Origin of the sequence: Herbidospora sp. NBRC 101105 (genome assembly GCF_030269205.1) — a bacterium.
GTDB lineage: Bacteria > Actinomycetota > Actinomycetes > Streptosporangiales > Streptosporangiaceae > Herbidospora > Herbidospora solisilvae.
The window spans coordinates 1026103-1049596 of sequence record NZ_BSSX01000001.1; the positions used below are offsets into that span (position 1 = coordinate 1026103).

A 23494-nucleotide genomic window follows, 5' to 3' on the forward strand; every position below is an offset into this window, starting at 1 on the left:
GACGTGTTTGACGACGTGGCTGACAACGAGGGCACCGACATCGCGATCGTCGGGATGTCCGGCCGGTTCCCCGGCGCGTCCGGTGTGGCCGACCTGTGGACGGCCATCCGGGCCGGCCGATCCGGGGTGACCCGCTTCACCGACGAGGAACTCCGGGCCTCCGGCGTGCCCGAGGACCTGCTCGCCGACCCCGGTTACGTGAAGGCCGGGGCCGTGATCGACGGGGTCGAGCTGTTCGACGCGGGCTTCTTCGGGTTCAGCCCGAAGGAGGCGCAGATCCTCGACCCGCAGCACCGGCTCTTCCTTGAGCACAGCTGGGAGGCGCTGGAGGACGCGGGCTGCGACCCCACCCGCTTCGACGGCGCGATCGGCGTCTTCGGCGGCTCGGCGTGGAGCTCCTATCTGCAGAACAACCTGGTGCCCAGCGAGATCGGCGCCGTCATGGGCGAGCTCGCCGTGGGCCTGGCCAACGACAAGGACTCCCTCACCACCCGGGTCTCGCACACCCTCGGCCTGTCCGGTCCCAGCTACTCCGTGCAGAGCTACTGCTCGACGTCGCTGGTGGCGATCTGCGCCGCCGCCAGCAGCCTGGCCGCCTTCGAGAGTGATCTCGCGCTGGCCGGCGGCGTGGCGGTCGGCGTCCCGCACCGGGTCGGCTACCTCTACCAGCAGGGCGGCATCGCCCCGCCGGACGGCGAGTGCCGCGCCTTCGACGCGGGCGGCCTCGGCGCGCCGCTCGGCAGCGGCGTCGGCGTGGTCGCGCTGCGGCGGCTGGAGGACGCCCTCGCCGACGGCGACCAGATCTACGCGGTCATCCGGGGCTGGGCGGTCAACAACGACGCCGGTCGCAAGGTCGGCTTCACCGCGCCGGGCGTGCAGGGCCAGGCGGCCGTGATGGCGGAGGCGCTCGCCGCCGCCGGTCTGGCGCCGGCCGACATCGACTACGTGGAGGCGCACGGCACCGGCACCGCGCTCGGCGACGCCGCCGAACTGGCCGCGCTCCAGCAGGTGTTCCAGGGCCAGAACCTGCTGATCGGCTCGGTCAAGCCCAACGTCGGCCACCTCGACCGGGCCGCCGGCGTGACCAACCTGATCAAGGCGGCGCTCGCGCTCCGGCACGGCGAGATCCCGCCGACCCGCAACCTGTCCACGCCGAACGCGCAGCTCAGCGCCGGAGGGGCCCGGCTCGACGTGGTCACCGGCCTGCGCGCGTGGCCGCGCGAAGCGGGCCGGGTCCGGAGGGCGGGCGTCAGCGCCTTCGGCATCGGCGGCACCAACGCGCACGTCGTGCTGGAGCAGGCCCCGCCGGTCTCCCGGCCGGCCGACACGTCCCGGCCGCAGCTGCTCATCTGGTCGGCCCGTTCGGCGAAGGCCGCCGACGAGCTGACCGCCGGTCTCGCCGGCCACCTCGCCGGCAACCCCGGCCTGCGGCTCGGCGACGTCGCCCACACCCTGCAGACCGGCCGCCGCGTCTTCGAGCACCGCCGGTTCCTGGTCGCCGCCACGGCCGGGGAGGCCGTCGCCGGGATGCGGGACGCCGGTGTGCTGGGGCGCGCGGAGAGCCGCGGCGACCGCCCGGTCGGCTTCCTGATCCCGGGCACCGGCGAGCAGTACCCGGGCCTGGCCGAGGACCTCTACGCCACCGAGCCCGCGTTCCGGGCCGCCCTGGACGAGTGCCGCGCGATCCTCCGCGCCCGGATGCAAGCCGACCCGCTGGAGGAGATGCTCCGCCCCCGCGACACCCGTTCGGGCGGCGGCCTGGGCGCCCTCCTCGGCCGCGAGAGCGCCGGCTCCGACGCGATGCCGACCGCGCTGCTGCACCCCGCGCTCTTCTCCGTCGAATACGCCCTGGCCAGGACCCTCATCGGCTGGGGCGTCACCCCGGCCGTGCTGGCCGGGTACAGCCTCGGCGAGTACGTCGCCGCGTGCCTCGCCGGGGTGCTCTCGCTGGAGTCGGCGCTCGCGCTGGTGGCGCACCGGGCCACGCTGATCGACACGCTGCCCGAGGGCGCGATGGGCGCGGTCCCGCTCGGCGCGGCCGACCTGGCCGCCCGGATCACGCGGGCCGGGATCGCGGGGATCGACGTGGCCGCCGAGAACGGCCCCGACCTGACCGTGCTCGCGGGCGAGCCCGCCGCCATGGAGGCGGTCCGGGCGCTGCTCGCGGCCGACGGGATCCCGTGCCGCCCGCTGGCCACCGGGCACGCCTTCCACTCCCGGATGATGGAGCCGGTCCGCGCCGAGCTGACGGCCTGGATCGGCGCCAACGTCGAGTTGTCCGCGCCGCGCATCCCGTACGTGTCGAACGTCACCGGCGCGCTGATCACCGAGGCGCAGGCCACCGACCCCGGCTACTGGGCCGAGCACATGTGCGCGCCGGTCCGGTTCGACGCCGTGCTGGGCACGCTGCTGGCCCAGGGCGACCACGCCCTGCTGGAGCTGGGCCCCGGCCAGTCGCTGGGCGCGATGGTCCGGGCGCACCGGGACTGCCCGCGCGAGCGCTGGCCGCTGGTCGTCGCCACCCTCCCGGCCGCCGCCGACCCGCGCCCGGCCGGGTCCGTGCTCGCCGAGGCCGTCGGACGGCTCTGGCTGGCCGGCGTCCCGATCGACTGGCCCGGCTACCGGCAGGACCGGCCGGCCGCCAAGGTCGGCCTGCCCACCTACCCCTTCCAGCGGGAGCGCTACTGGATCGACGCCCCGGCCGGGCGTCCCGCCGAGGCGCCCCGCCTGGCGGCCGACCCCGACCACGTCCGGCTGCTGGAGTCGCGCTGGGCCGCCGAGGCGCTGCCCGCGGAAAAGCGCACCATCGGCCGTCACGTCCTGTTCGCCGACGCCACCGGCGTCGCCGAGGCGCTGGCGCGGTCGCTCCGCGCCGACGGCGGCGAGGTGGTGACCGTACGGGCGGGAGACTCGTTCGCCGAGGTCCCCGGCGGCTTCACCGTCGACCTCGCTTCGGCCGCCGACCACGTCGCGCTGGCCCGGCGGCTGGCCGAGGACGGCCCCGTCGTCGTGGCCGACCTCCGCCTCCTCGACCCCGGCAGCGGCCCGGACGGGCGGGCCGTCGTGCCGCTGGCCCGGTTGCTGGACGCCTTCGGCGACGAGGGCGGCGAGAGCACCCGGGTCGTCGTCGCCACGCTGGGCGGCCAGGCGGTCGCGCCGGGGGAGCACGCCGACCCGGCCCAGGCCGCCGCGGCGACGCTGCCGATCATCGGCAACCAGGAGTACCTGGCCCTCGACTGCCGCGGCGTGGACCTGGATCCGCGCGCGAGCGCCGCGGGGCACGCCGACGCCCTGGCCGCCGAGCTGCGGGGCACGTCGGCCGACGTCCTGGTCGCCTACCGGAACGGCCGCCGCCACGTGCGCGAGTTCGTCCCGGCCGCCGCCGCCAGGGACCGGATAGGGGTGCGCCCCGGCGGCACCTACCTGATCACCGGCGGCCTCGGCGACGTCGGTCTGCTCGTCGGGGAGCACCTGATCCGGGCCGGCGCGGGCCGGCTGATCCTGACCAGCCGCAGCGGCCCGCGCGGCGACGCCGCCGAGCGGCTGCGCGCGCTCGGCGCGGAGGTGCTCACCCCTCGCGCGGACGTCACCGACGCCGCCGCGATGCGCGCCCTGCTCGCCGAGGTGGGCCGGGTCGACGGAGTGGTGCACGCCGCCGCCGAGACCGGGCCCGACACCTTCCTCCCGCTCCGCGACGTCACCGAGGCCGCCGTCGAGCGCCACTTCGGCGCGAAGGTCACGGGTGCCCGCGTCCTGGCGGAGGTGCTTCCAGAGGTGGACTTCTGCGTGTTGTTCTCGTCCACCTCCTCGATCCTGGGCGGCATCGCGTTCGGCAGCTACTCGGCCGCCAACGCCGCGCTCACCGCCCTGGCCCGGAAGCCGGGATGGATCTCCGCGAGCTGGGACACCTGGTCGGTCACGCTGGAGCGCCTCGAAGGCGGGATGGGCGCGGCGATGGCCGCCCACTCCATGACCGCGGCCGAGTCCCTGGCCGCCCTCGACCAGGTGATCGCGATCGGACGGCCCGCCGTCGTGGTGGCCGCGGGCGGCCTGGCCGACCGGCTGCCGCAGGTCGCCGCCGGACCCGGACCGGCGCACGCCGCCGAGCGGTTCCCCCGGCCCGAGCTGCCGCAGCCCTACAGCCCGCCGCTGACCGGCACCGAGCGCGGCCTGGCCGAGTTGTGGTCGGAGGTGCTGGGCGTCGAGCCCGTCGGCACCCGCGACAACTTCTTCGACCTCGGCGGGAACTCGCTGGTCGCGCTCCAGATGCTGGCACTGGTCAAGAAGCGGTTCGGGGTCGCCGTCCCGACGGTGCTGCTCTTCGAGGCCCCGACGGTCAACCGGCTGGCCGCCATCCTGGACGAACGCGGCGCCGCGGCGGCCCCGGCCAAGGCCGCCCCCCGGCCCGCCGCCCCCGTCGGGGCGACCCGGAGCGACGACGACCGGCGGATCGCCATCGTCGGCATGGCCGGCCGGTTCCCCGGCGCCGGCGACGTGGACGCCTTCTGGCGCAACCTCCGCGACGGCGTCGAGTCGATCAGCTTCTTCACCCCCGAGGAGCTCAGGGCGGCCGGCGTCGACGAGGCCCTCATCCACGACCCCGCGTACGTCCCCGCCCGCCCGATCCTGGACGACGTCGCCGGCTTCGACGCCCAGTTCTTCGGCATCAGCCCCCGCATGGCCGCCCTCACCGACCCGCAGCAGCGCCTGTTCCTCGAAGTCTGCTGGGAGGCCCTGGAGCACGCCGGCTACGGCGCCCCCGAGCACCGCGGCCGGGTCGGCGTCTACGGCGGCGCCAACCTCAGCACCTACCTCCTCCACATGGGCGAGCGCCTGCTGCGCGAGGACGAGGACGTCAGCCACTACGAGATCATCATGGGCAACGACAAGGACGCGCTCACCACCACGGTCTCCTACCTGTTCGACCTGCACGGCCCGAGCGTCGCCGTCCAGACGTTCTGCTCCACCTCCCTGGTCGCCACCCACATGGCGGTGCAGAGCCTGCGCGCGGGGGAGTGCGAGATGGCCCTGGCCGGAGGGGTCTCGATCCGCGTGCCCGACAAGGTCGGCCACGTCTTCGGCCCCGGCGGCATGGAGTCGCCCGACGGCCACGTCCGCACCTTCGACGCGCAGGCCCGGGGGAGCATGTTCGGCGACGGGGCCGCCGTGGTCCTGCTCAAGCGACTGTCGGACGCGGTCAGGGACGGCGACCACGTCTGGGCCGTGATCCGCGGCTCCGCGATGAACAACGACGGCGCGCTCAAGGTCGGCTACACCGCGCCCAGCGTGGTCGGCCAGGCCCGGGTGATCGCCGACGCGCTGGCCGACGCCGACGTCACCGGTGAGGACATCAGTTACGTCGAGGCGCACGGCACCGCCACCGAACTCGGCGACCCGATCGAGGTGGCCGCGCTGACCCGCGCGTTCGGCCCCACCCGGCAGACGGGGTACTGCCCGATCGGCTCGGTCAAGACCAACGTCGGCCACCTGGACCGCGCGGCCGGGGCGAGCGGCCTGATCAAGACCTCCTACGCCCTGACCAACCAGGTCATCCCGGCGAGCCTGCACTACACGGCCCCCAACCCCGAGATCGACTTCGACAACAGCCCCTTCTACGTGAACGCCGAGCTCTCCCCGTGGCGGACCCGCGACGGCCGGCCGAGGATCGCCGGGCTCAACTCGCTCGGGATGGGCGGCACCAACGTGCACATGGTCATCGAAGAGGCCCCCGTGCGGCCCGCCGCCGTCAACGACGAGAAGGGCCGCCGTCACCAGATCCTGCCGGTCTCGGCCCGCAACGCGGTCGCCGCCGAGGAGGCCGCCCGGCGGCTCGGCGACCACCTGGCGGCCGCCCCCGGCACACGCCTGGCGGACGCCGCGTACACCCTCCAGGTGGGCCGCAAGACGTTCGAGCACCGCAAGGTCGTCGTCGCCACCGCCACCGCCGACGCCGCCCGCATCCTCACCGGCGAAGCCGCCCAGGACGGGCTGCTCTCCCGGGTCGACACCGTGCAGGGCCGCCAGGCGGCGTTCCTGTTCGCGGGCGTCGGCGAGCAGTACCCGGGCATGGTCACCGAGATCTACGAGCGCGAACCCGCGTTCCGCGCGGCCCTCGACGAATGCCTTGAGCTGCTGCGCGGGCCACTCGACGGCGTCGACCTGCCCGGCCTGGTGGCCGGCGGACGCGGCGCGGGCAACGACCTGGCCGTCCTGCTCGGCCGGGCCGAGAACCACGACGGCCGGGCCGCCACGCTGAAGCGGACCGAGATCGCCCAACCGGCCCTGTTCGCCGTCGAGTACGCCCTGGCCCGCACCCTGATGTCATGGGGCCTCCAGCCCCGGCTGATGCTCGGCTACAGCCTCGGCGAGTACGTCGCGGCCTGCCTGGCGGGGGTACTCTCGCTGCCGGACGCGATCGCCCTGGTCGCGCACCGGGCCAAGCTGATCGGAGCGATGCCCGCCGGGTCCATGGTGGCCGTCTCGATGCCCGCCGAGGACGTGCGCCGCAGGTTCCGGCTGGAGCGGCGCGGCCTGGACCTCGCCGCCGTCAACGGCCCGCAGGTCTCGGTCGTGGCCGGGCCGTCGGAGGAGATGGAGCGGCTCGTCGCCGAGCTGCGCCGGGCCGACGTCCCGTGCCGGGCGCTGGACACCACCCACGCCTTCCACTCCCGGATGCTCCAGCCGGTCGCCGGCGAGCTGACCGACTGGGTGAAGGCCAACATCCGGCTGAACCCGCCGGAGCTTCCCTACATCTCCAACCTGACGGGCGAGCTCGCCGACGCCGACCTGGTCTGCGACCCGGGTTACTGGGCCGCGCACATGTGCGGGACGGTGCGATTCGGCAAGGGCGTCGAGACGCTGCTGGCCGACCCCGAGCTGGCCGTGGTCGAGATCGGGCCCGGCCAGTCGCTCGGCGCGCTGGTCCGCGGGGCGGGCTGCCCGCCGCGGCGGTGGCCGCTGATCCTGCACGCGCTGCCCGGCGGGAGCGACCCGCGGCCGGACGACGAGGTGCTGGCCGGATGCCTGGCCCGGCTCTGGCTGGTCGGCGCGGAGCTGGACTGGAACGCCTACCACGGACGGCTGCCCGAGGCCGGGACCGCCGGCCTGCCGGGCCGGATCCCGCTGCCGACCTACCCGTTCCAGCGGCGCCGCTACTGGATCGAGGGGACCTCGGTCCCGGCCGGTCCGAAGGCGAAGCCGGCGGCCCTGGACGGCGGCAACCTGTTCGACGCCATCGCCGGCCTGCCCAAACTGCCCGAGGAACAGTGGCTCCACCTGCCGGTCTGGCGGCAGACCGCGGCCCCCGCGCCCAGCGTTGACCAGCCCCGCTCGTGGCTCGTCTTCACCCGCGAGGGCGCGGCCGACGCGGTGACCGCCGAACTCGCCGCGACCGGCGCGACCGTCGTCCAGGTCCGCCCCGGCGAGGGCTACGCCGCCACCGGCGAAGGCCACACGGTCCGCCCGGGCAACGTGGCCGACGCCCTCGCCCTCCTGCGCGACCTGCGCGCCGCCGGCCGCGGGCTCGACCGGGTCCTGCACCTGTGGACCCTGGAGCCCGGCGAGGCCACCGTCGAGTACGGCCTGCACACCCTGGTCGCCCTGGCGAGGGCGGCGGGCGAGTCCGGCCTCGACGGCTGGTCGCTGGACGTCGTGGCCTCCGGCACCCAGGAGGTCATCCCCGGCGAGGTCCGCGACCCCGACGGCTCGACCCTGATCGGCCCGGCGCTGGTGATCCCCCTGGAGTACCCGAGGGTGACCACCCGCTTCATCGACGTCGACACCACCTCCGGCCTGGTCGCCGAACTGGCCCGCCCGCAGACCGACCGGATCGTGGCGCTCCGCCGGGGCCGCCGCCACCTGCCCGGCTACGAGACCATGGCCACCCCGGACGCCACTCCGCTGCGCGACGGCGGCGTCTACCTGATCACCGGCGGCCTCGGCGGCATCGCGCTCGGCCTGGCCGAACGGATGGCCCGCGACGTCAAGGCCAGGCTCGTCCTGCTCGCCCGGTCCGGCCTGCCGGGCCGGGACGAGGCCGCCCGGCGGGTGCAGGCCGTCCGCGACCTCGGCGGCGAGGTCGAGATCGTGGTCGGCGACGTGTCCGACCCGGCCGCGGTGCGGCGGGCGGTGGACACGGCGATCGAGCGGTTCGGCGCGCTCCACGGCGTCCTGCACGCGGCCGGCCTGCCGGCCATGGGCCTGATGCAGTTCAAGCGGCCGGACGAGCTGGACGCCGTGCTCGCCCCCAAGATCGCCGGAACCCGGGCGCTGGCCGAGGCCCTCCGCATCGGCGAGCCCGGCGAGATCGAGCTGGACTTCCTGGCGCTGTTCTCCTCGATCACCTCCGCCACCGGCGGCGGCCCCGGCCAGGTGGACTACTGCGCCGCCAACGCCTACCTCGACGGCTACGCGCTGCGCCTGGCCGCGACCGGCCGCAAGGTCGTCTCGATCGACTGGGGCGAGTGGACCTGGAACGCCTGGGAGGCCGGCCTGGCCGGCTATGACGAGGGTCTCCAGACCTTCTTCAAGGAGAACCGGGCCAGGGTCGGCATCGGCTTCGAGGAGGGGTACCGCTCGCTGCTGCGCGCCCTGGCCAGCGGCGAACCCCGGGTGATCGTCTCCACCCAGGACTTCGAGACCGTCGTCACCGGCAGCGCGCGGTTCAACCTGGAGGCGGTGACCTCGCCCGCCGTGGCCGGCGCCGCCGGTGACCGGCACCCCAGGCCCGAGCTGGTCACGCCCTACCAGGAGCCGTCGGGGCCGAAGGAGGAGGCCATCGCGGTCATCTGGGGCGACGCGCTCCGCCTCGACCGGATCGGTGTGCTCGACAACTTCTTCGAACTGGGCGGCAACTCGCTGCTGGGCGTCAGCATCGTGGCCGCCCTGCGCCGCGAGTTCGCCCTCGCCGAGCTCCCGCCGCACATCTTGTACGAGGCGCCGACCGTGGCCGCGCTCGCCGCGACCGTCGAGGCCCTCGCCTCGGGACCGGCGCCGGCGCCGGGGACGGCGGGCGAGAACGGGGGCAGCCACGTCCGCGCCCAGCTCCGCCGCTCGGGCCTGGAGTCGGCGGCCTCCCGCCGGCGCCGGTGAACGTCATCTGTCAGCAGGACAACCAGAGAAACGGAGAGGTCATGACACTTATCGGTGTGGTGGGCGCCGGCGTGATGGGCGTCGGCGTGGCCCAGAACCTGGCACAGACCGGCCACGACGTGGTCCTGGTGGACAAGGACGAGGAGATCCTCGCCGCGGCCCGCGCCACCATCTGGCGCAACGCCAGGATGAGCCGCCTGATGGGCGGCCCGGCCCTGGACCCCGACGACGTGCTGTCCCGGATCACCACCGCGGTGGGCGCCGAGGCGGTCGCCAAGGCCGACGTGGTCATCGAGAACGTGACGGAGAACTGGGACGTCAAGCGGGCGGTCTACGAGACGATGGACGCGGTCTGCGGGCCGGACACCGTCTTCGTCGTCAACACCTCCGCGATCCCGATCACCAAGGTCGCCGCCGTCACCGGCCGCCCGGGCCAGGTCGTCGGGGTGCACTTCATGAACCCGGTCCCGGCCAAGCCGGCGTGCGAGCTGATCCCCGGCTTCCACACGACCGCCGAGACCGTCGAGCGGGTCCGCGACCTGCTGTCGGCGATGGGCAAGAAGGCCATCGACGTCAAGGACGCCTGCGGGTTCGTCTCCAACCGGGTGCTGATGCTCACCGTGAACGAGGCCGCGTTCCTCGTCCACGAGGGCGTCGCCACCGCCGAGTCGGTCGACGAGGTGTTCCGGAGCTGTTTCGGCCACCCGATGGGCCCGCTGGAGACGGCCGACCTGATCGGCGTCGACACCATCCTCTACAGCGTCGAGGTGCTCTACGAGCACTACGCCGACAGCAAGTACCGGCCGTGCCCGCTGCTCAAGCAGATGACCGACGCGGGCCTGCACGGCCGCAAGTCGGGCCGCGGTTTCTACACCTACGACGCCAACTAAGCGATCCCCGAAGGAGCCAGACATGTCCGGCAACGCCAAGGACCAGATCCTCGACTTCGTGCGCGCCCGCTACCCGCAGGCGGAGATCGACGAGACCCAGGACATCTTCGCCCTGGGCTTCGTGAACTCGCTGTTCGCCATGGAGCTGGTGATGTTCATCGAGAAGACGTTCGAGGTCACCATCCCCAACGACGAGTTGAAGATCGACAACTTCCGGTCCGCCACCAGCATGGCGGAGCTGGTGGACCGGCTTTCCCCCGCGCGGGTCTGACATGACGACCCTGGCTGAGACCGCGCCGGACGTCCTTCGGGTCACCGACAGGAAGTCCGCCCGCGCGTTCGTCGACACCCACATCGTCCCGTACGCCGACGCGTACGACCGGCAGGGCCGGGTCCCCGAGGAGCTGCTGGAGCGGATGACCGCCGCCGGGCTCTGGGCGCCCTTCCTGCCCCGCGACACCGGCGGCGGGGGGATGGACCTGGTCACCCTCGGCGAGGTCCACGAGGAGGTGGGCCGGGGCTGCTCCTCGGTGCGCAGCCTGCTCACCGTGCACACGATGGTGTCGTGGGCGGTGCAGCGGTGGGGCAGCCCGGCCCAGCGCGAGCAGTGGGTGCCGGCGCTCGGCCGGGGAGACGTGCTCGCCGCGTTCTGCCTGTCCGAGCCGGGCGCCGGCAGCGACGCCTCCGGGATCGCCAGCAACGTCGTGGAGAAGAACGGCGGGTGGGTGCTCAACGGCGTCAAGAAGTGGATCACCAACGGCCAGCGGGCCGACCTGTTCCTGGTCTTCGCCCGCACGGCCACCAGCATCGGGGCGTTCCTGGTCCCCAGGGACAGTCCCGGCGTCGAGGTGACGCCGATCGAGGACATGCTCGGCACCCGGGCGTCGATGATCGCGGAGATCTCCTTCCGCGACGTCGCGCTCGGCCCGGACGCGCTGCTCGGCCCGAGCGGCTTCACCGCCGGCATGGTGCTGACCGGCACCCTGGACCTCGGCCGCTACAGCGTGGCGACCGGCTCGGTCGGCATCGTCCAGGCCGCGCTGGAGGCCTGCGCCGCGTACGCCTCCCGCCGCACCGTCGGCGGGTCGCTCCTGAAGGACCTGCCGCTGATCCAGGCGAAACTCTCCGACATGGTCACCGACGCGCGGGCGGCCCGTCTGCTCGTCGCGGAGGCCGGCCGGCTCAAGGACGCCGGCGAGGCGTCCACGATCATGGCGACCTGGGTGGCGAAGTACTTCGCCTCCACCGCCGCCGCGCGGCACGCGTCCGAGGCGGTCCAGATCCACGGCGCGAACGGCTGCGGCCACGACTACCCGGTGGCGCGGCTGTACCGGGACGCCAAGGTCATGGAGATCATCGAGGGCAGCAACGAGATCCAGCGCATCACCATCGCCAGCCAGGCAGAACGGGAGATCATCTGATGACCGTGGTCGACGAAACGGCCCTTGTCGTCCCGGAGAAGCCCGTCCAGGGACGGATCAAGTGCGTGGTCTGGGACCTGGACAACACGCTCTGGGACGGCGTGCTGCTGGAGGACGGCGAGGTCACCCTGCGGCCCGCGGTGGTGGCGCACATCCACCGGCTCGACCAGATGGGCGTGCTGCACTCGATCGCCAGCAAGAACGACGCCGACGCCGCGCTGGAGAAGCTGCGCGAGTTCGGCCTCGACGAGATGTTCCTGCACCCGCAGATCAACTGGAACGCCAAATCCGAGTCCATCGCGCGCATCGCGAAGGCGCTCAACCTGGGGCTGGACGCGTTCGCCTTCGTCGACGACCAGGAGTTCGAACGCGGCGAGGTCGGGCACGGCCTGCCCGCCGTCACCCTGGTCGACATCGTGGACCTGGAGGAGGCGCTGGCCCGGCCGGAGTTCATCCCCCGCTTCGTCACCGACGAGTCCGCCCAGCGCCGCCCCATGTACCAGGCGCAGGCCGCGCGCGACGATCTGGAGTCCGGTTTCGTCGGCACCAACGAGGAGTTCCTGGCCGGGCTGGAGATGCGGTTCACCATCGCCCCGGCCGTACGGGACGACCTCCAGCGGGCCGAGGAGCTGACGGTCCGCACCAACCAGCTCAACTCGACCGGCCGCACCTACTCCTACGAGGAACTGGACGAGCTGCGCGAGTCACCCGACCACCTGCTGCTGGTCGCCTCCCTGACCGACCGGTTCGGCAGCTACGGCAAGATCGGCCTGGCCCTGGTGGAGAAGGGCGAGACCGAGTGGCGGCTCAACATGATGCTGATGTCCTGCCGGGTCATGTCCCGCGGCGTCGGCATGGTGCTGCTCAACCACATCATGCGGCTGGCCCAGGCGGCCGGGGTGAGCGTGCGCGCCGACTTCGTGGAGACCGGCCGGAACCGGATGATGCAGATCACCTACGCCTTCGCCGGGTTCCGCGAGGTCGGCCGGGACGGCGTCCACGTGGTGCTGGAGGCCGACCTGAGCACCGTCCAGCCGCCCCCGTCCTACGTCCAGCTGGAGATCATCGATGAGCTTTGACGACGCCGGGCGGTGGATGCCGTTCGCGGGCCAGACCGGCGCCGGCCCCGGCGCGCTCGCGCTGTACTGCCTGCCGCACGCCGGCGGCGCCGCCTCCACCTTCCGGAGCTGGCAGCGCGTCCTGCCGGGCGTGGCCGTGCAGCCCATCCAGCTCCCGGGCCGGGACAGCAGGCTCAGGGAGCCCGCCTACGACCGGATGGGCCCGCTGGTGGCCGACCTCGCCGAGATCGTCCAGGCGGACGTCTCGCTCGGCTCGATCGACCGCAGGTACGCCCTGTACGGCCACAGCCTCGGCGCGCTCGTCGCGTTCGAACTGGCCCGCGAGATCCGCCGCCGCGGCGGCCCGCCGCCGGTGCACCTGTTCGTCTCCGGTTCCGTCGCCCCTCAGCTCGCCTACGAGGACGGCAAGCCGGTCGGGCAGATGTCCCGGCCGGAGGTCGTCTCGATGCTCCGCGAGCTGGGCGGCACGCCGGAGTGGCTGCTGACCGATCCCGGCGTGCTGGACATGATCCTCCCGGCCGTGGTCGCCGACTTCACGATCAAGGAGACCTACGAGTACCGCGAGGAGAAGCCGCTGGACATCCCCATCACGGCCATGCCCAGCACCGACGACTCGCGGATCAAGGCCGAGACCGTGACGCCGTGGGGGGAGCAGACCACCAGGGAGTACGAGCTCCAGCCGTTCGTCGGCGGCCACTTCGCGGTGTTCGAGCAGGCCGCGCTGACCCACAAGATCATCTCCAAAGCCCTGCTCAAATGGATGTGACGGACACCTTCGTGTGGCGGGTCCACCTCGATCAGCCGGATGGCGCGAGGTGGGCCCCGCTGCTTTCCGGGGACGAGCGGGCCCGCGCGGCGGCGCTGGCGACCCCGGTCGAGCGCCACCGCTTCACGGTCGCGCACGCCGCCCTGCGGGCCCTCCTCGGCGGGCTCACCGGCCTGCCGCCGGCCGGTCTCGTCTTCGGCGCGGAGGACAACGGCAGGCCGTACCTGGCCGGCCGCCCGATCGACTTCAACCTGTCGCACTCCGAGGAGTGGGCGCTGATCGGGGTGGCCCCGCCGGGCCTGCGGGTCGGCGTCGACGTCGAGCGCGTCCGCGACGACCTCGATCATCTGGCCATAGCCCGGCATCTTTACCGGCCCGCCGAGGTCGACCACCTGACCCGGGCCGCCTCCCCCCGGGAGGAGTACTTCCGGCTCTGGTGCGCCAAGGAGGCCTACATCAAGGCGACCGGGGCCGGCCTGGCCGGTCTGCGGGACGCGCTGGTGACGCACGAAGGGAACGCGACGGTGGGTTCGTCGCGTTCCCTTCGCTGGCTCGACGTGGCGCCCGGCTACGCGGGCGCCGTGGTCACGGTCTCTGTCACGACCGCTGGGACACCGGCACCACGTACCGGTTGAACACCAGGTCCCGCAGCACGTCGTCACCGCCCTCCACGATCGACACGTACCGCACGTCCCGCAGCAGCTTGCCGATCACCGCGTCGTGGGTGTAGCCGACGCCGCCGAACATCTCGGAGGCGGCCGAGGCGATCTGCCAGCCGGTCTGGCCGCAGAACATCTTCGTGGTCAGCGCCGCCTTCAGCGTGCCCACCCGGAGGAACTCCGCGGCCGCGTCCGGCCGGGCCGCGATCTCGTCGTACCGGCGGGCCGCCGCCAGGCACTGGTTCGCCATCACGTCGATCTGCATCTCGAACTGGCCCAGCTTGGCGGCGAACACCGCGTTGTTCGCCAGGATGGCGCCCTTGACCTGCTTGGACCTGCCGTACTCCAGGCACACGTCGCGGATCCGGCGGGCGACGCCGAGCGCCGTCGTGGCGATCAGGATGCGGCTGGCGTTCAGCCCCACCTCCAGCAGCCGCAGCCCGTTGCCGCGCAGCACGTTGGCGGCCGGCACCCGGCAGTCGGTCAGCGTCACCTGGTACGTCGCCGAGGAGCGCAACCCCAGCACGTCCCAGCGTTTGTCGATCCGGATGCCCGGCGTGTCCCGCGGCACCAGCACCGCCAGGTAACCCGCCGGGTCGTGTTCGGCGCGGGCGACCACCACCAGGAAGTCGGCGAAGTCGGCGTTCGTGGAGAACGCCTTCTCCCCGTCCAGCACGACGTCGTCCCCGTCGCGGCGGGCGGTCGTGGTGATCCTGGCCAGCTCGCTGCCCGCCGCGTGCTCGCTGCCGAGTGTCGCGCAGAACCCGTTTCCGGCCACCAGCTTGCCCAGGTAGTGGTCGCGCAGTTCGGGAGAGCCGTACCAGGAGACCATGCTGGTCGTCAGGACCGGGATGAACAGGGTGAACGCGGCGCCGGCGTCGGCGTAGGCGAGTTCGGCGACGATCCGCACGCCGTCCTCCAGGCTGAGGCCGGGGCCGCCGTGCTCCTTCGGCACCCACCAGTTCGCCAGGCCGGTGTCGGCGAACCGCTCGTACAGCGGGAGCGGCGCCTCGGCCAGCGAGTCGAGGTAGGCGTCCTTGCCGACGAGCTCCCTGCGCGCGAACGCCTGGACCGCCCGCACGTGCTCCGGCTGCCTCATCCGGTCTCCCGTTCGTCGAGCAGCTCGGCCAGCTGGCGCACCGTGGGGCACTCCAGCAGCCCCGTCACCGGGACCGACGCGTTCAGCGACTTGCGGATCCTGGTGGTCAGCTCGATCGCGAGGAGCGAGTGGCCGCCCAGCTCGAAGAAGTTGTCGGTGGCGCCGATCGGCTCGATGCCCAGCACCCGCGACCAGATGTCGGCCAGCGCCGCCTCGGTGCCCTCGGCCGGCTCCACGTAGGGGTTGTTGAGATCCGGCCTCGGGTGGCGTTCCTGGTCGTCCGGGGTGTCGTCGGCGCTGTGGATGTCGCTGGTGACCCACATCGCCAGCCGGCCTTCCAGCGGACCGGTCGAGATGACCAGATGGCCGGCCCGGTCGGTGGCCGACAGAGCCCGCTCGAAGACGTCGACGCCTTCCGCCGGAGCCATCGCGAAGCCGACGACGGCCTCGCTGTGGCCTTCCAGGCGGCCGGCGTCGATGCTCCAGGTGTCCCAGTCGACGGTCACCCAGCGGGCTCCGCCCGCCACCCGCGACTGCCGGACGTAGGCGTCCAGCGCCGCGTTGGCCGCCGCGTACGGCGCGAGCGTCATGCCGCCCAGCACCGCCGCGATGGACGAGAGCGTGATCCGCCGGTCGGCGGCGTGCCCGCCGAGCACCTTCTCCAGCACGTGGAAGCCCTTGACCTTGGCGGACAGGTGGGCGTCGCACTGGGCGCGGTCCATCAGGTGGGCGAAGTTGAAGTAGGCCCCGTCCTGCACGCCCGCGCCGTGCACCACCACGTCGATCCCGCCGAACCGCTCGACCGCGGCCTCGACCACGGCCGCCATCCGCTCCTCGTCCGCCACGTCGGCGGACAGGCAGAGCACGGTCGCGCCCCGGCCTTCCAGGTCCAGGATGTTGCGGATGTGCCGGGCGGTGCGCTCGCCGCCGGAGGGCGTCTCGGCCAGGAACGCCTCCCACTCCTCGCGGGGCGGCAGCGGCGACCGGGCGGTGAGGACCAGGTTGCAGCCGTACGCGGCGGCCAGGTGCCGGGCGAGCACGAGCCCGACGTCCCCGAGGCCACCGGTGATCAGCACGGTCTCGCCATTTACGATCGGGCGGGTCTCGTCGGTCAGATCGTCGATCGGGAACTGCTCGTAGCTCCGCAACCAGGTCTCGCCGGCGCGGACCGCGACCGGGCCCTCGTGCGGGGCCAGGATCGCGGCCAGGATCTGGACGGCGTCGCCGGCGGCGTCGACGTCGATCGTGCGGGCCCGGATCCGGGGGTTCTCCTGGGCCAGGCTGGGGGCCAGCGCCGCCATCGTGGAGTGCTCCGGGTGCCGCAGATCCGAGCCGAGCACACCGGCCGCCCCCGAGGTGAGCAGGGCGAGTTCGGCGCGCGGCGCGGAGCCGCTGTTGTCGACCAGTTCCCTGGCCAGCGCCAGCACGGAGTAGAAACCGCGGCGCTGTTCGGCGTCGAAGTGCGCGGCCGGGTCCTGCCCCGGCGCCGGCTCGGAGGCGGCCAGGCTGAACCCGTGGACGATCGCGCGCGGCGCGACCAGCAGCGAGTACAGCAGTTCGGCCATGTCGTCGGGCTTGTCCACCCGGACGGTGAAGTCCCCCGAGTCGTGCTGCTCGAAGCTCTCGCCGCTCCGTACCGCCGTGACCTCGGCGCCCGCCGCGTTCAGCCGGTCGATCAGGGCCTCGCCCCGGGCGTCGTCGGCGAAGACCAGCCAGGGACCGGCCGCCCGCAGCCGCTCGTCCAGGTCGGCGACCGCGAACGGCCGCTGCCGCCAGGTCGGCAGGTAGGTCCACTTCGACCGGTCGAACGTCTTGTCGTCGCTCACCGGGGCGGCCTGCGTGTTCGGGCCGGCCTTCACCCAGTAGCGGCGCTTCTGCCACGGGTAGGTGGGCAGTTCGACCCTGCGGCCCGCGCCCCGGTGCAGCGCGGTCCAGTCGATCGTGCTGCCGGCCTGCCACAACCGGGCCAGCGTGGTCAGCAGCCACTCGGCCGCGGGCGTCCCGTCGGCGGGGGCGACGGCGACCTCCTCCGACGCCTGGGCGGCGTCCTCACGCGTCACCTGCACGCCGAGCCGCCGCAGCCCGTCGGCCAGCGCGCCGACCGCGTCGTGCCGATCGGTGCCGTCCTCGATGCCGATCACGGCGTCGACCGCCGCGAGCAGCTCCGGCCACCAGGCCTCCGGCACACCCTCCGGCGTGACCAGGCGCACCTTCGGGTTGCGGCGCTGGGTCTTGGCGTCGATCCAACGGGAGGGATCGGTCAGCGCCACGACCGCGTCGTCGCGGTCGGCGACCACGACCGCGCGCCGCAGGGCGAACCCGCCGCGCGACATCTGCAGGGTGAACGCCACGTCCGCGACGTCCTCGCCGGAGTCACCGGCCAGATGACCGGCCAGCCGCTCGCCGAGCTCGTTCAGCGCGTTCTCGTCGGCCGCCGAGAACGTCAGCAGGTGCGGGCCCGGCCGGTGCGGGAGGGCCGCGCGCGGCGGCGCCTGCTCCAGCACCACGTGGGCGTTGGTCCCGCCGAGGCCGAACGAGCTGACCCCGGCCCGGCGCGGATGCGGGCCCTCCGGCCACGGCCGGTGCTCGGTCAGCACGGTGAACCGGTCCTGCGCGGTGGCCAGCGCCGGGTTCGGCTGGGCGTAGTCCGGCACACCCTGGAGCAGCTCGTGCTTGAGGCTCAGCGCGGCCCGCATCAGCCCGGTCACGCCGGAGGCCCGGTCGAGGTGGCCCAGGCTCGGCTTCAGCGAACCGAGCACGGCCGGGGTCTCACGCGGCTGGGTGAACACCCGGTTCATCGCGGCCAGCTCGATCGAGTCGCCCAGCATCGTGCCGGTGGCGTGGCACTCGACGTAGCCGATCGTGTCGGGTTTGACCCCGGCCACACCGAGCGCCGTCTCGATCACGTCGGCCTGGCCGTCCACGCCCGGCGCGGTGTACCCGGCCCGCATCCGGCCGTCGTTGTTGGCGGCCGAGCCGAGGATGACGGCGTGGATCACGTCGCCGTCGGCGAGCGCGTCCGACATGCGCTTGAGCGCCACCGTGCCGACGCCGCTGCCCATCACGGTGCCGCCCGCCTCGGCGTCGAAGCTGCGGACCCTCCCGTCGGGCGACATGATGCCGCCCTGCTCGTACAGGTAGCCGGCCGGCTGGGGGAGCGGCGTGAACGCGCCGCCCGCCAGCGCCATGTCGCACTCGTAGGTGAGCAGGCTCTGGCACGCCAGGTGCACCGCCACCAGCGACGTCGAGCAGAAGGTCTGCACCGACACCGCGGGTCCGCGCAGCCCCAGCTTGTACGACACCAGGTTCGCCAGCGAGTCGCGCTCGTTGCCGATCGCCATCAGCATCGCGCCGCCCGGCGCGTTGGCGAGATGGAAGATGTTCTTCACCACGTAGTCGGGGAACCCGCACCCGCCGAACACCGCGACCTGTCCCGGCACGTCGGTGGGGCAGTAGCCGGCGCCTTCCAGGGCCTCCCACGAGGTCTCCAGGAACAGCCGGTGCTGCGGGTCCATCATCTCGGCCTCGCGCGGGTTGATCCCGAAGACCCCCGCGTCGAAGTGCTCCAGGCCGTTCAGCGGGCCGCCGATCCGCACGTAGCGGGGGTCGGCGATCTGGCCCGGCTCGACGCCGGTCTCGCGCAGCTCCTCCTCGGTGATCTCGCGCAGGCCCTTGATCCCGGACAGTACGTTTCGCCACAGGTCGGCGACGCTGTCGGCGCCGGGAAAACGACCGGACATGCCGATCAGCGCCACCGCCGATGCGTAGTCGGTTTCTGTCATGACGTCCTTCCGCTCCGGAGCATGTTCCGCCGCTGTTCGATGCGCGAGGTGCGCTGCTGTTCGCGCACGTCGGCCGTCTGCTCTTCCTTGGCCTCGCCCGCGGTTGCCGCTTCGGCGAGCGATGAGATCGTGGGCGACTGGTAGAGGATGTGCGGCGGGAGGTAGGTCAGCCCGAGCGCCTTCCGGACCTCCGTGATGATCTCCATGCCGAGCAGCGAGTTGCCGCCCAGCTCGAAGAAGTTGTCGTGCACCCCGACCGACTCCAGGCCGAGCGCCTCGGTCCACACCTCGGCGATCTTCTCCTCGGTCTCGTTCTGCGGCTCCACGAACGCGGTCGACAGGTCCGGCCGGGGGTGCCGGCCGAACGCGTCCCTGAGTTTCTTGACCGTCGCCTGGTGGCTCTCGATGGACGACTTGCGGCTCATCGCCACCAGCGGCGCGAAGTCCTGGGTGGAGGCGACCACATGCCGTTCACCGCTGTTCAGCACCCGGACGAGGGTCTCGAAGCCGTCCTCGAAGCTGAGCCCGAACAGGCCCCGGTACCAGGTAAAGTACTGCTTGGAGCCCTCGTCGTAGTTCTCCAGGCCCTCCGTCCAGCCGTTCCAGGTCCACTCGCACCAGTCGACCGAGGTGACCAGCGCGCCGGGCAGGGGGTCGCTGAGCGCGAAGGAGTCCAGGAACGCGTTGGCCGCGCAGTAGTCGACCTGGCCGGCGCCGCCGCCGGTGGCGGAGGTGGTGGAGGAGTAGAGGGCGAGGAAGTCGACCGGCACGTCCTTCAGCACCTCGGCCAGGGCCAGCGAACCGGCCACCTTCGGCGCGAGCGTGCGCTCGATGTCGGCCACCGTCTTGAACTGCATCAGGCCGACCGCCGGCACGCCCGCGCAGTGCAGGACGCCGTTGAGCTCGCCGAACCGCTCGATCGCCGCGTCCACCGCCCGCCGCACGTCCGCGACCTTGGACACGTCGCCGGCCACCGTGACGACCTCGGTGCCGCCGGCCTCAAGGCGGCGCAGGCCCTCGACCCGCCGCCGCACCTCGTCGGCGGTGGCGGGGGCGGCCAGGATCTGGCTCCACTGCTCCTTCGGCGGAACCGGGGTGCGGCCCAGCAGCACCAGGTTGGCCTGGTACCTCTCGGCCAGCAGCTCGGCCATGCCCAGGCCGATGCCGCCCAGGCCGCCGGTCACCAGGTAGGTCCCGCCGCGCCGCACGTCCACGGCCGGGGCGGTCCGGTCGATGGCGGCCGCGTCCAGGACCTCGTAGCCGGGCGTCCACCGGCGGCCCTCGCGCAGCGCGACGACCTGGTCGGCGGGGTCGGCCCGCAGCTCGGCCAGCAGCCCGCGCAGGGCGGCCGGCCCGGTCTCGGCGTCGACGTCGATCAGGCGGGTTCTGACCCTCGGGTACTCGACCGGGATCAACCGGGTCGGGCCGAGCAGCGTGTTGCGCTCGGGGACGATCGTGTCGCCGGACAGCACCTTCTGGCTGCCGACGGTGACGATGTCCAGCGACCAGGCCGGCAGGCCGAGGTCGACCGCGGCCCTGGCGAAGGAGACCAGCGTGTACAGGCCCCGCTTCAGGCACTCCTGGGTGGCGTCGCCGCCGGCGGGGGCCGGGTCGGCGGTCCACAGGTGCACGACCCGTTCCGGCGCGAAGCCACGGCCGCCGAGCGTCCGCAGCGCCGTGACGATGTCGTCCTGCGAGCCGGGGCGGACGACGAAACCGTCGGGGGTGTCGGCGTAGGCGTCGCCGGGCCGGACCAGCACGACCTCGTGGCCGAGCGCGTCCAGGGCGGCGCGCACCGTCCCGGTCAGGGTGTCGGCCAGACCGGCGTCGGTGAAGAGCAGCCACCTGGTCTGCTCCTCCTCGCGGACGAGCTGGGGAGCCGTCTGCCGCCACACCGGGATGTTGATCCACCGCTCGTCCGGGAGGCGGGGCAGCGCGGTCGCGATGCTCGTGGGGTCGCTCTCGTCCAGCAGGGGCACACCGGTGGTCAGCGCCGACTGGTCGATCTCCAGCCAGTAGTCCTGGCGCTCGAACGGGTAGGTCGGCAGCGGCACCCGGCCGGGCGTCCAGCCGTCGTGTAAGGCGTCCCAGTCGATCGGAACCCCGGCCAGCCAGAGTTTGCCGACGGCGGTCGCGGTGGCGGCGAGCGTCTCCACCTGGTCGCCCTGGCCGGGCAGGGTGGTGACGATCAGCGGCCACTGGTTGCGGTCGCAGTCGGGGTGGCCGCGGGTCAGCGCGCCGAGCGACTGCCCGGGGCCGATCTCGACCAGGGTCAGGTCGCCGCCGCGCAGCACGTGCGCGAGCCCGGCGCCGAACTCGACCGTCTCGCACATGTGGCGGGCCCAGTAGCCGGGGTCGGTGACGAGCCCGGCGGTGGCGATCTCGCCGGTGACGTTGCTGACGTACGGGATGACCGGCGGGTTCAGCGCCACGTTGGCGCTGATCCAGGAGGTCAGCTCGGCCGCGACCGGTTCGAGCATCCGGGAGTGGAAGGCGTGCGTGGTCTGCAGGCGGCGGCAGCCGATCTCGGCCGCTCTGAGCCGCGCCGCGGCGGCCTCGACGACGTCGTCCGGCCTGGCCAGCACGAGCTGCGAGCCGGTGCGGACCGCGACGTCGAGGTCGAGGTCGCCCAGCACCGCCTTCAGCCGCCTCTCGTCGGCGGCGACGGCCAGCATGCCGCCCTCCGGCTGGGAGGTGATCAGCTTGGCCCGGTAGGCGACCAGCTTGAGCGCGTCGGCCAGCGACAACACCCCGGACAGGCAGGCCGCGACGTACTCGCCGAGGCTGTAGCCGACCATGATCTCCGGCTTGACGCCCCAGCTCATCAGGAGCCGGGCCAGCGCGTACTCGGCGACGAACACGGCGGGCTGGATGAGGTGCGCGTTCGGGGCCGACCGCGGGGAGGCGTCCCCGGTCCGCCCGAGCAGCGCGGCCAGGTCGGGGGCGCTCGAGGGCCCGGCCGGGACGAAGACGTCGGACAGCTGGGACGCCTCGGTGAGGCCCAGCAGGCTGACGCACTCGTCGACGTCGGCCCGGAAGGCGGGCTCGGCCTCGTACAGGGCGGCGACCATGCCCGGGTACTGCTCGCCGACGCCGGCGATCAGGAACCCGGTCTTGCGGCCGACCGCCGTGTCGGTCCGGCCCAGCGGCCCGGCCGGGTCGGTGAGCAGCGCGGCGGCCCTGGCGTTGCCGTCGGCGACGACGACCTTGCGGTGGTTGAAGACCTTGCGGCCCTTCTGGAGGGTGTAGGCGACGTCGCCCAGGTCCACGCCGGGGTCGGCGGCGATGCTCTCGCCCAGGCGGACGGCCATGCGCTCGGCGGAGGCGGCCGACCGGGCCGACACCGGGAGGATCTGCCAGCGGCGGGGCCGCTCCGGGCGCGGGGCCGGGACGGGGGCCTCGACGATGATCGCGTGCGCGTTCGTGCCGCCCATGCCGAGCGAGCTGATCCCGGCGATGCGCGGCCGGTCGGCGCTGCGCGGCCAGGGGGTGGGCCGGGACGTGACGTAGAACGGGCTGGCCTCGAAGTCGATCTCGGGGTTCGGCGAGGTGTAGTGCAGCGTCCCGGGGATCAGCTCGTGCCGCAGCGACTGGACGACCTTGATCAGGCCGGTCGCGCCGGAGGCGCGGTCGAGGTGGCCGACGTTCGGCTTGATCGAGCCGAGGATGCAGTACTGCTTCTTCTCGGTCTGGCCGAACGCCCTGGTCAGGGCCGCGACCTCCATCGGGTCGCCGACCTCGGTGGCGGTGCCGTGCGCCTCGACGTAGGAGATCTGCGCCGGGTCCACACCCGCCTTCTCGATCGCCTTGGACACGCAGCGGCGCTGGCCGTCGATGCTGGGGGCCAGGTAGCTGAACTTCATCGCGCCGTCGTTGTTGATCGTCGAGGCGCGGATCACCGCGAGCACGGTGTCCCGGTCTTCGACCGCCTTGCCCAGGCGCTTCAGCGCGACCACGGCCGCGCCGTCGCCGAACATGCTGCCCCGGCCCTGCGCGTCGAAGGTCCGCACGTGGCCGTCGGGCGACTCCTGGCCGCCCTCCTCCCACAGGTAGCCGGTCCGGTCCGGGATCCGGACCGACACGCCGCCCGCGAGCGCCATGTCGCACTCGTCGCGGCGCAGCGCCTCGCTCGCCAGGTGCACCGCGACCAGCGAGGTCGAGCAGAACGTCTGCACGGTCACGCTCGGCCCGGACAGGTCCAGCCGGAACGACACGTTCGTGGCCAGCGAGTCCTTGTCGTTGCCGATCATCAGCGCGGATGTGTCGATGCCCATGGCGAAGGCCTGCAGCCGGGTCAGCAGGTAGCCGCTGATGTTCATGCCGGCGAACACGCCGACCGAGCCGCGGCTCTCCGGCGAGCCGTACCCGGCCGACTCCAGGACCTCCCACACGCATTCGAGGAAGAGCCGCTGCTGCGGATCGGCCAGCGTCGCCTCGCGCGGGTTGTAGCCGAAGAACGCCGCGTCGAAGCCGCGGATGTCGTCGAGAATCGGCCGGCTCCGGACGTAGTTCGGCTTCGAGAACGTCGCCGCGGGCACTCCCGCCTCAATGAGTTCCTCGTCCGAGAAAAGCGTGAATGATTCGACGCCGGTGCTGATGTTCCGCCAGAACGTTTCGACGTCATTGGCTCCCGGGAATCGACCGGCCATGCCGATGATCGCAATATCGGAATCGTCCACGGGTGGATGTTGCTGCGTCATCAACATGC

At 73.1% G+C, this 23494-nt stretch carries 10 protein-coding genes; 7 read left to right on the top strand and 3 right to left on the bottom strand.

Going from position 1 to position 23494, the window contains the following annotated elements; all coding sequences use genetic code 11:
* Nucleotides 1-3: 3 nt before the first annotated feature.
* Genes QSK34_RS04700 through QSK34_RS04730 form a run of 7 tightly spaced genes read left to right on the top strand, consistent with a single transcriptional unit; the run spans nucleotide 4 to nucleotide 13881 of the window.
* Nucleotides 4-9090, top strand: a complete 9087-nt coding sequence (locus QSK34_RS04700; RefSeq protein WP_285580269.1) for a type I polyketide synthase — start codon at nucleotides 4-6, stop codon at nucleotides 9088-9090.
* 41 nt (nucleotides 9091-9131) lie between these two features.
* Nucleotides 9132-9980, top strand: coding sequence for a 3-hydroxyacyl-CoA dehydrogenase family protein (locus QSK34_RS04705; RefSeq protein ID WP_285580271.1), 849 nt, complete (start codon nucleotides 9132-9134; stop codon nucleotides 9978-9980).
* 22 nt (nucleotides 9981-10002) lie between these two features.
* Nucleotides 10003-10251: an acyl carrier protein gene (locus tag QSK34_RS04710; RefSeq protein WP_161478411.1), complete on the top strand. Its 249-nt coding sequence runs from the start codon at nucleotides 10003-10005 to the stop codon at nucleotides 10249-10251.
* Nucleotide 10252: 1 nt separating this feature from the next.
* The gene (locus QSK34_RS04715; protein ID WP_285580274.1) at nucleotides 10253-11401 is read left to right on the top strand and encodes an acyl-CoA dehydrogenase family protein; all 1149 of its coding nucleotides are present in this window, start codon (nucleotides 10253-10255) and stop codon (nucleotides 11399-11401) included.
* Complete coding sequence (locus QSK34_RS04720; protein ID WP_285580276.1) at nucleotides 11401-12480, top strand: HAD-IIIC family phosphatase; 1080 nt, start codon at nucleotides 11401-11403, stop codon at nucleotides 12478-12480. Before QSK34_RS04715 ends, QSK34_RS04720 begins: the two co-directional genes overlap by 1 nt.
* Nucleotides 12470-13246, top strand: a complete 777-nt coding sequence (locus QSK34_RS04725) for a thioesterase II family protein (protein ID WP_285580278.1) — start codon at nucleotides 12470-12472, stop codon at nucleotides 13244-13246. Before QSK34_RS04720 ends, QSK34_RS04725 begins: the two co-directional genes overlap by 11 nt.
* Entirely contained in the window at nucleotides 13243-13881 is a 639-nt protein-coding gene (locus QSK34_RS04730) for a 4'-phosphopantetheinyl transferase family protein (RefSeq protein ID WP_285580280.1), read from the top strand. The genes QSK34_RS04725 and QSK34_RS04730 overlap by 4 nt, the downstream gene beginning before the upstream one ends.
* Here the strand turns inward: QSK34_RS04730 and QSK34_RS04735 are convergent.
* The 3 genes from QSK34_RS04735 to QSK34_RS04745 are packed head-to-tail and all read right to left on the bottom strand — an operon-like array spanning nucleotide 13844 to nucleotide 23492.
* Nucleotides 13844-15004 carry an acyl-CoA dehydrogenase family protein gene (locus QSK34_RS04735; RefSeq protein WP_285580282.1) on the bottom strand — a complete coding sequence of 387 codons (1161 nt, stop codon included), beginning with the start codon at nucleotides 15002-15004 and terminating at the stop codon, nucleotides 13844-13846. The two genes, QSK34_RS04730 and QSK34_RS04735, sit on opposite strands and share 38 nt — an antisense overlap.
* A complete protein-coding gene (locus tag QSK34_RS04740; protein WP_285580284.1) occupies nucleotides 15001-18786 on the bottom strand; it encodes an SDR family NAD(P)-dependent oxidoreductase in 3786 nt (1261 codons plus the stop codon). The genes QSK34_RS04735 and QSK34_RS04740 overlap by 4 nt, the downstream gene beginning before the upstream one ends.
* The gene (locus QSK34_RS04745; RefSeq protein ID WP_353051365.1) at nucleotides 18783-23492 is read right to left on the bottom strand and encodes a type I polyketide synthase; all 4710 of its coding nucleotides are present in this window, start codon (nucleotides 23490-23492) and stop codon (nucleotides 18783-18785) included. The genes QSK34_RS04740 and QSK34_RS04745 overlap by 4 nt, the downstream gene beginning before the upstream one ends.
* Nucleotides 23493-23494: the final 2 nt, after the last annotated feature.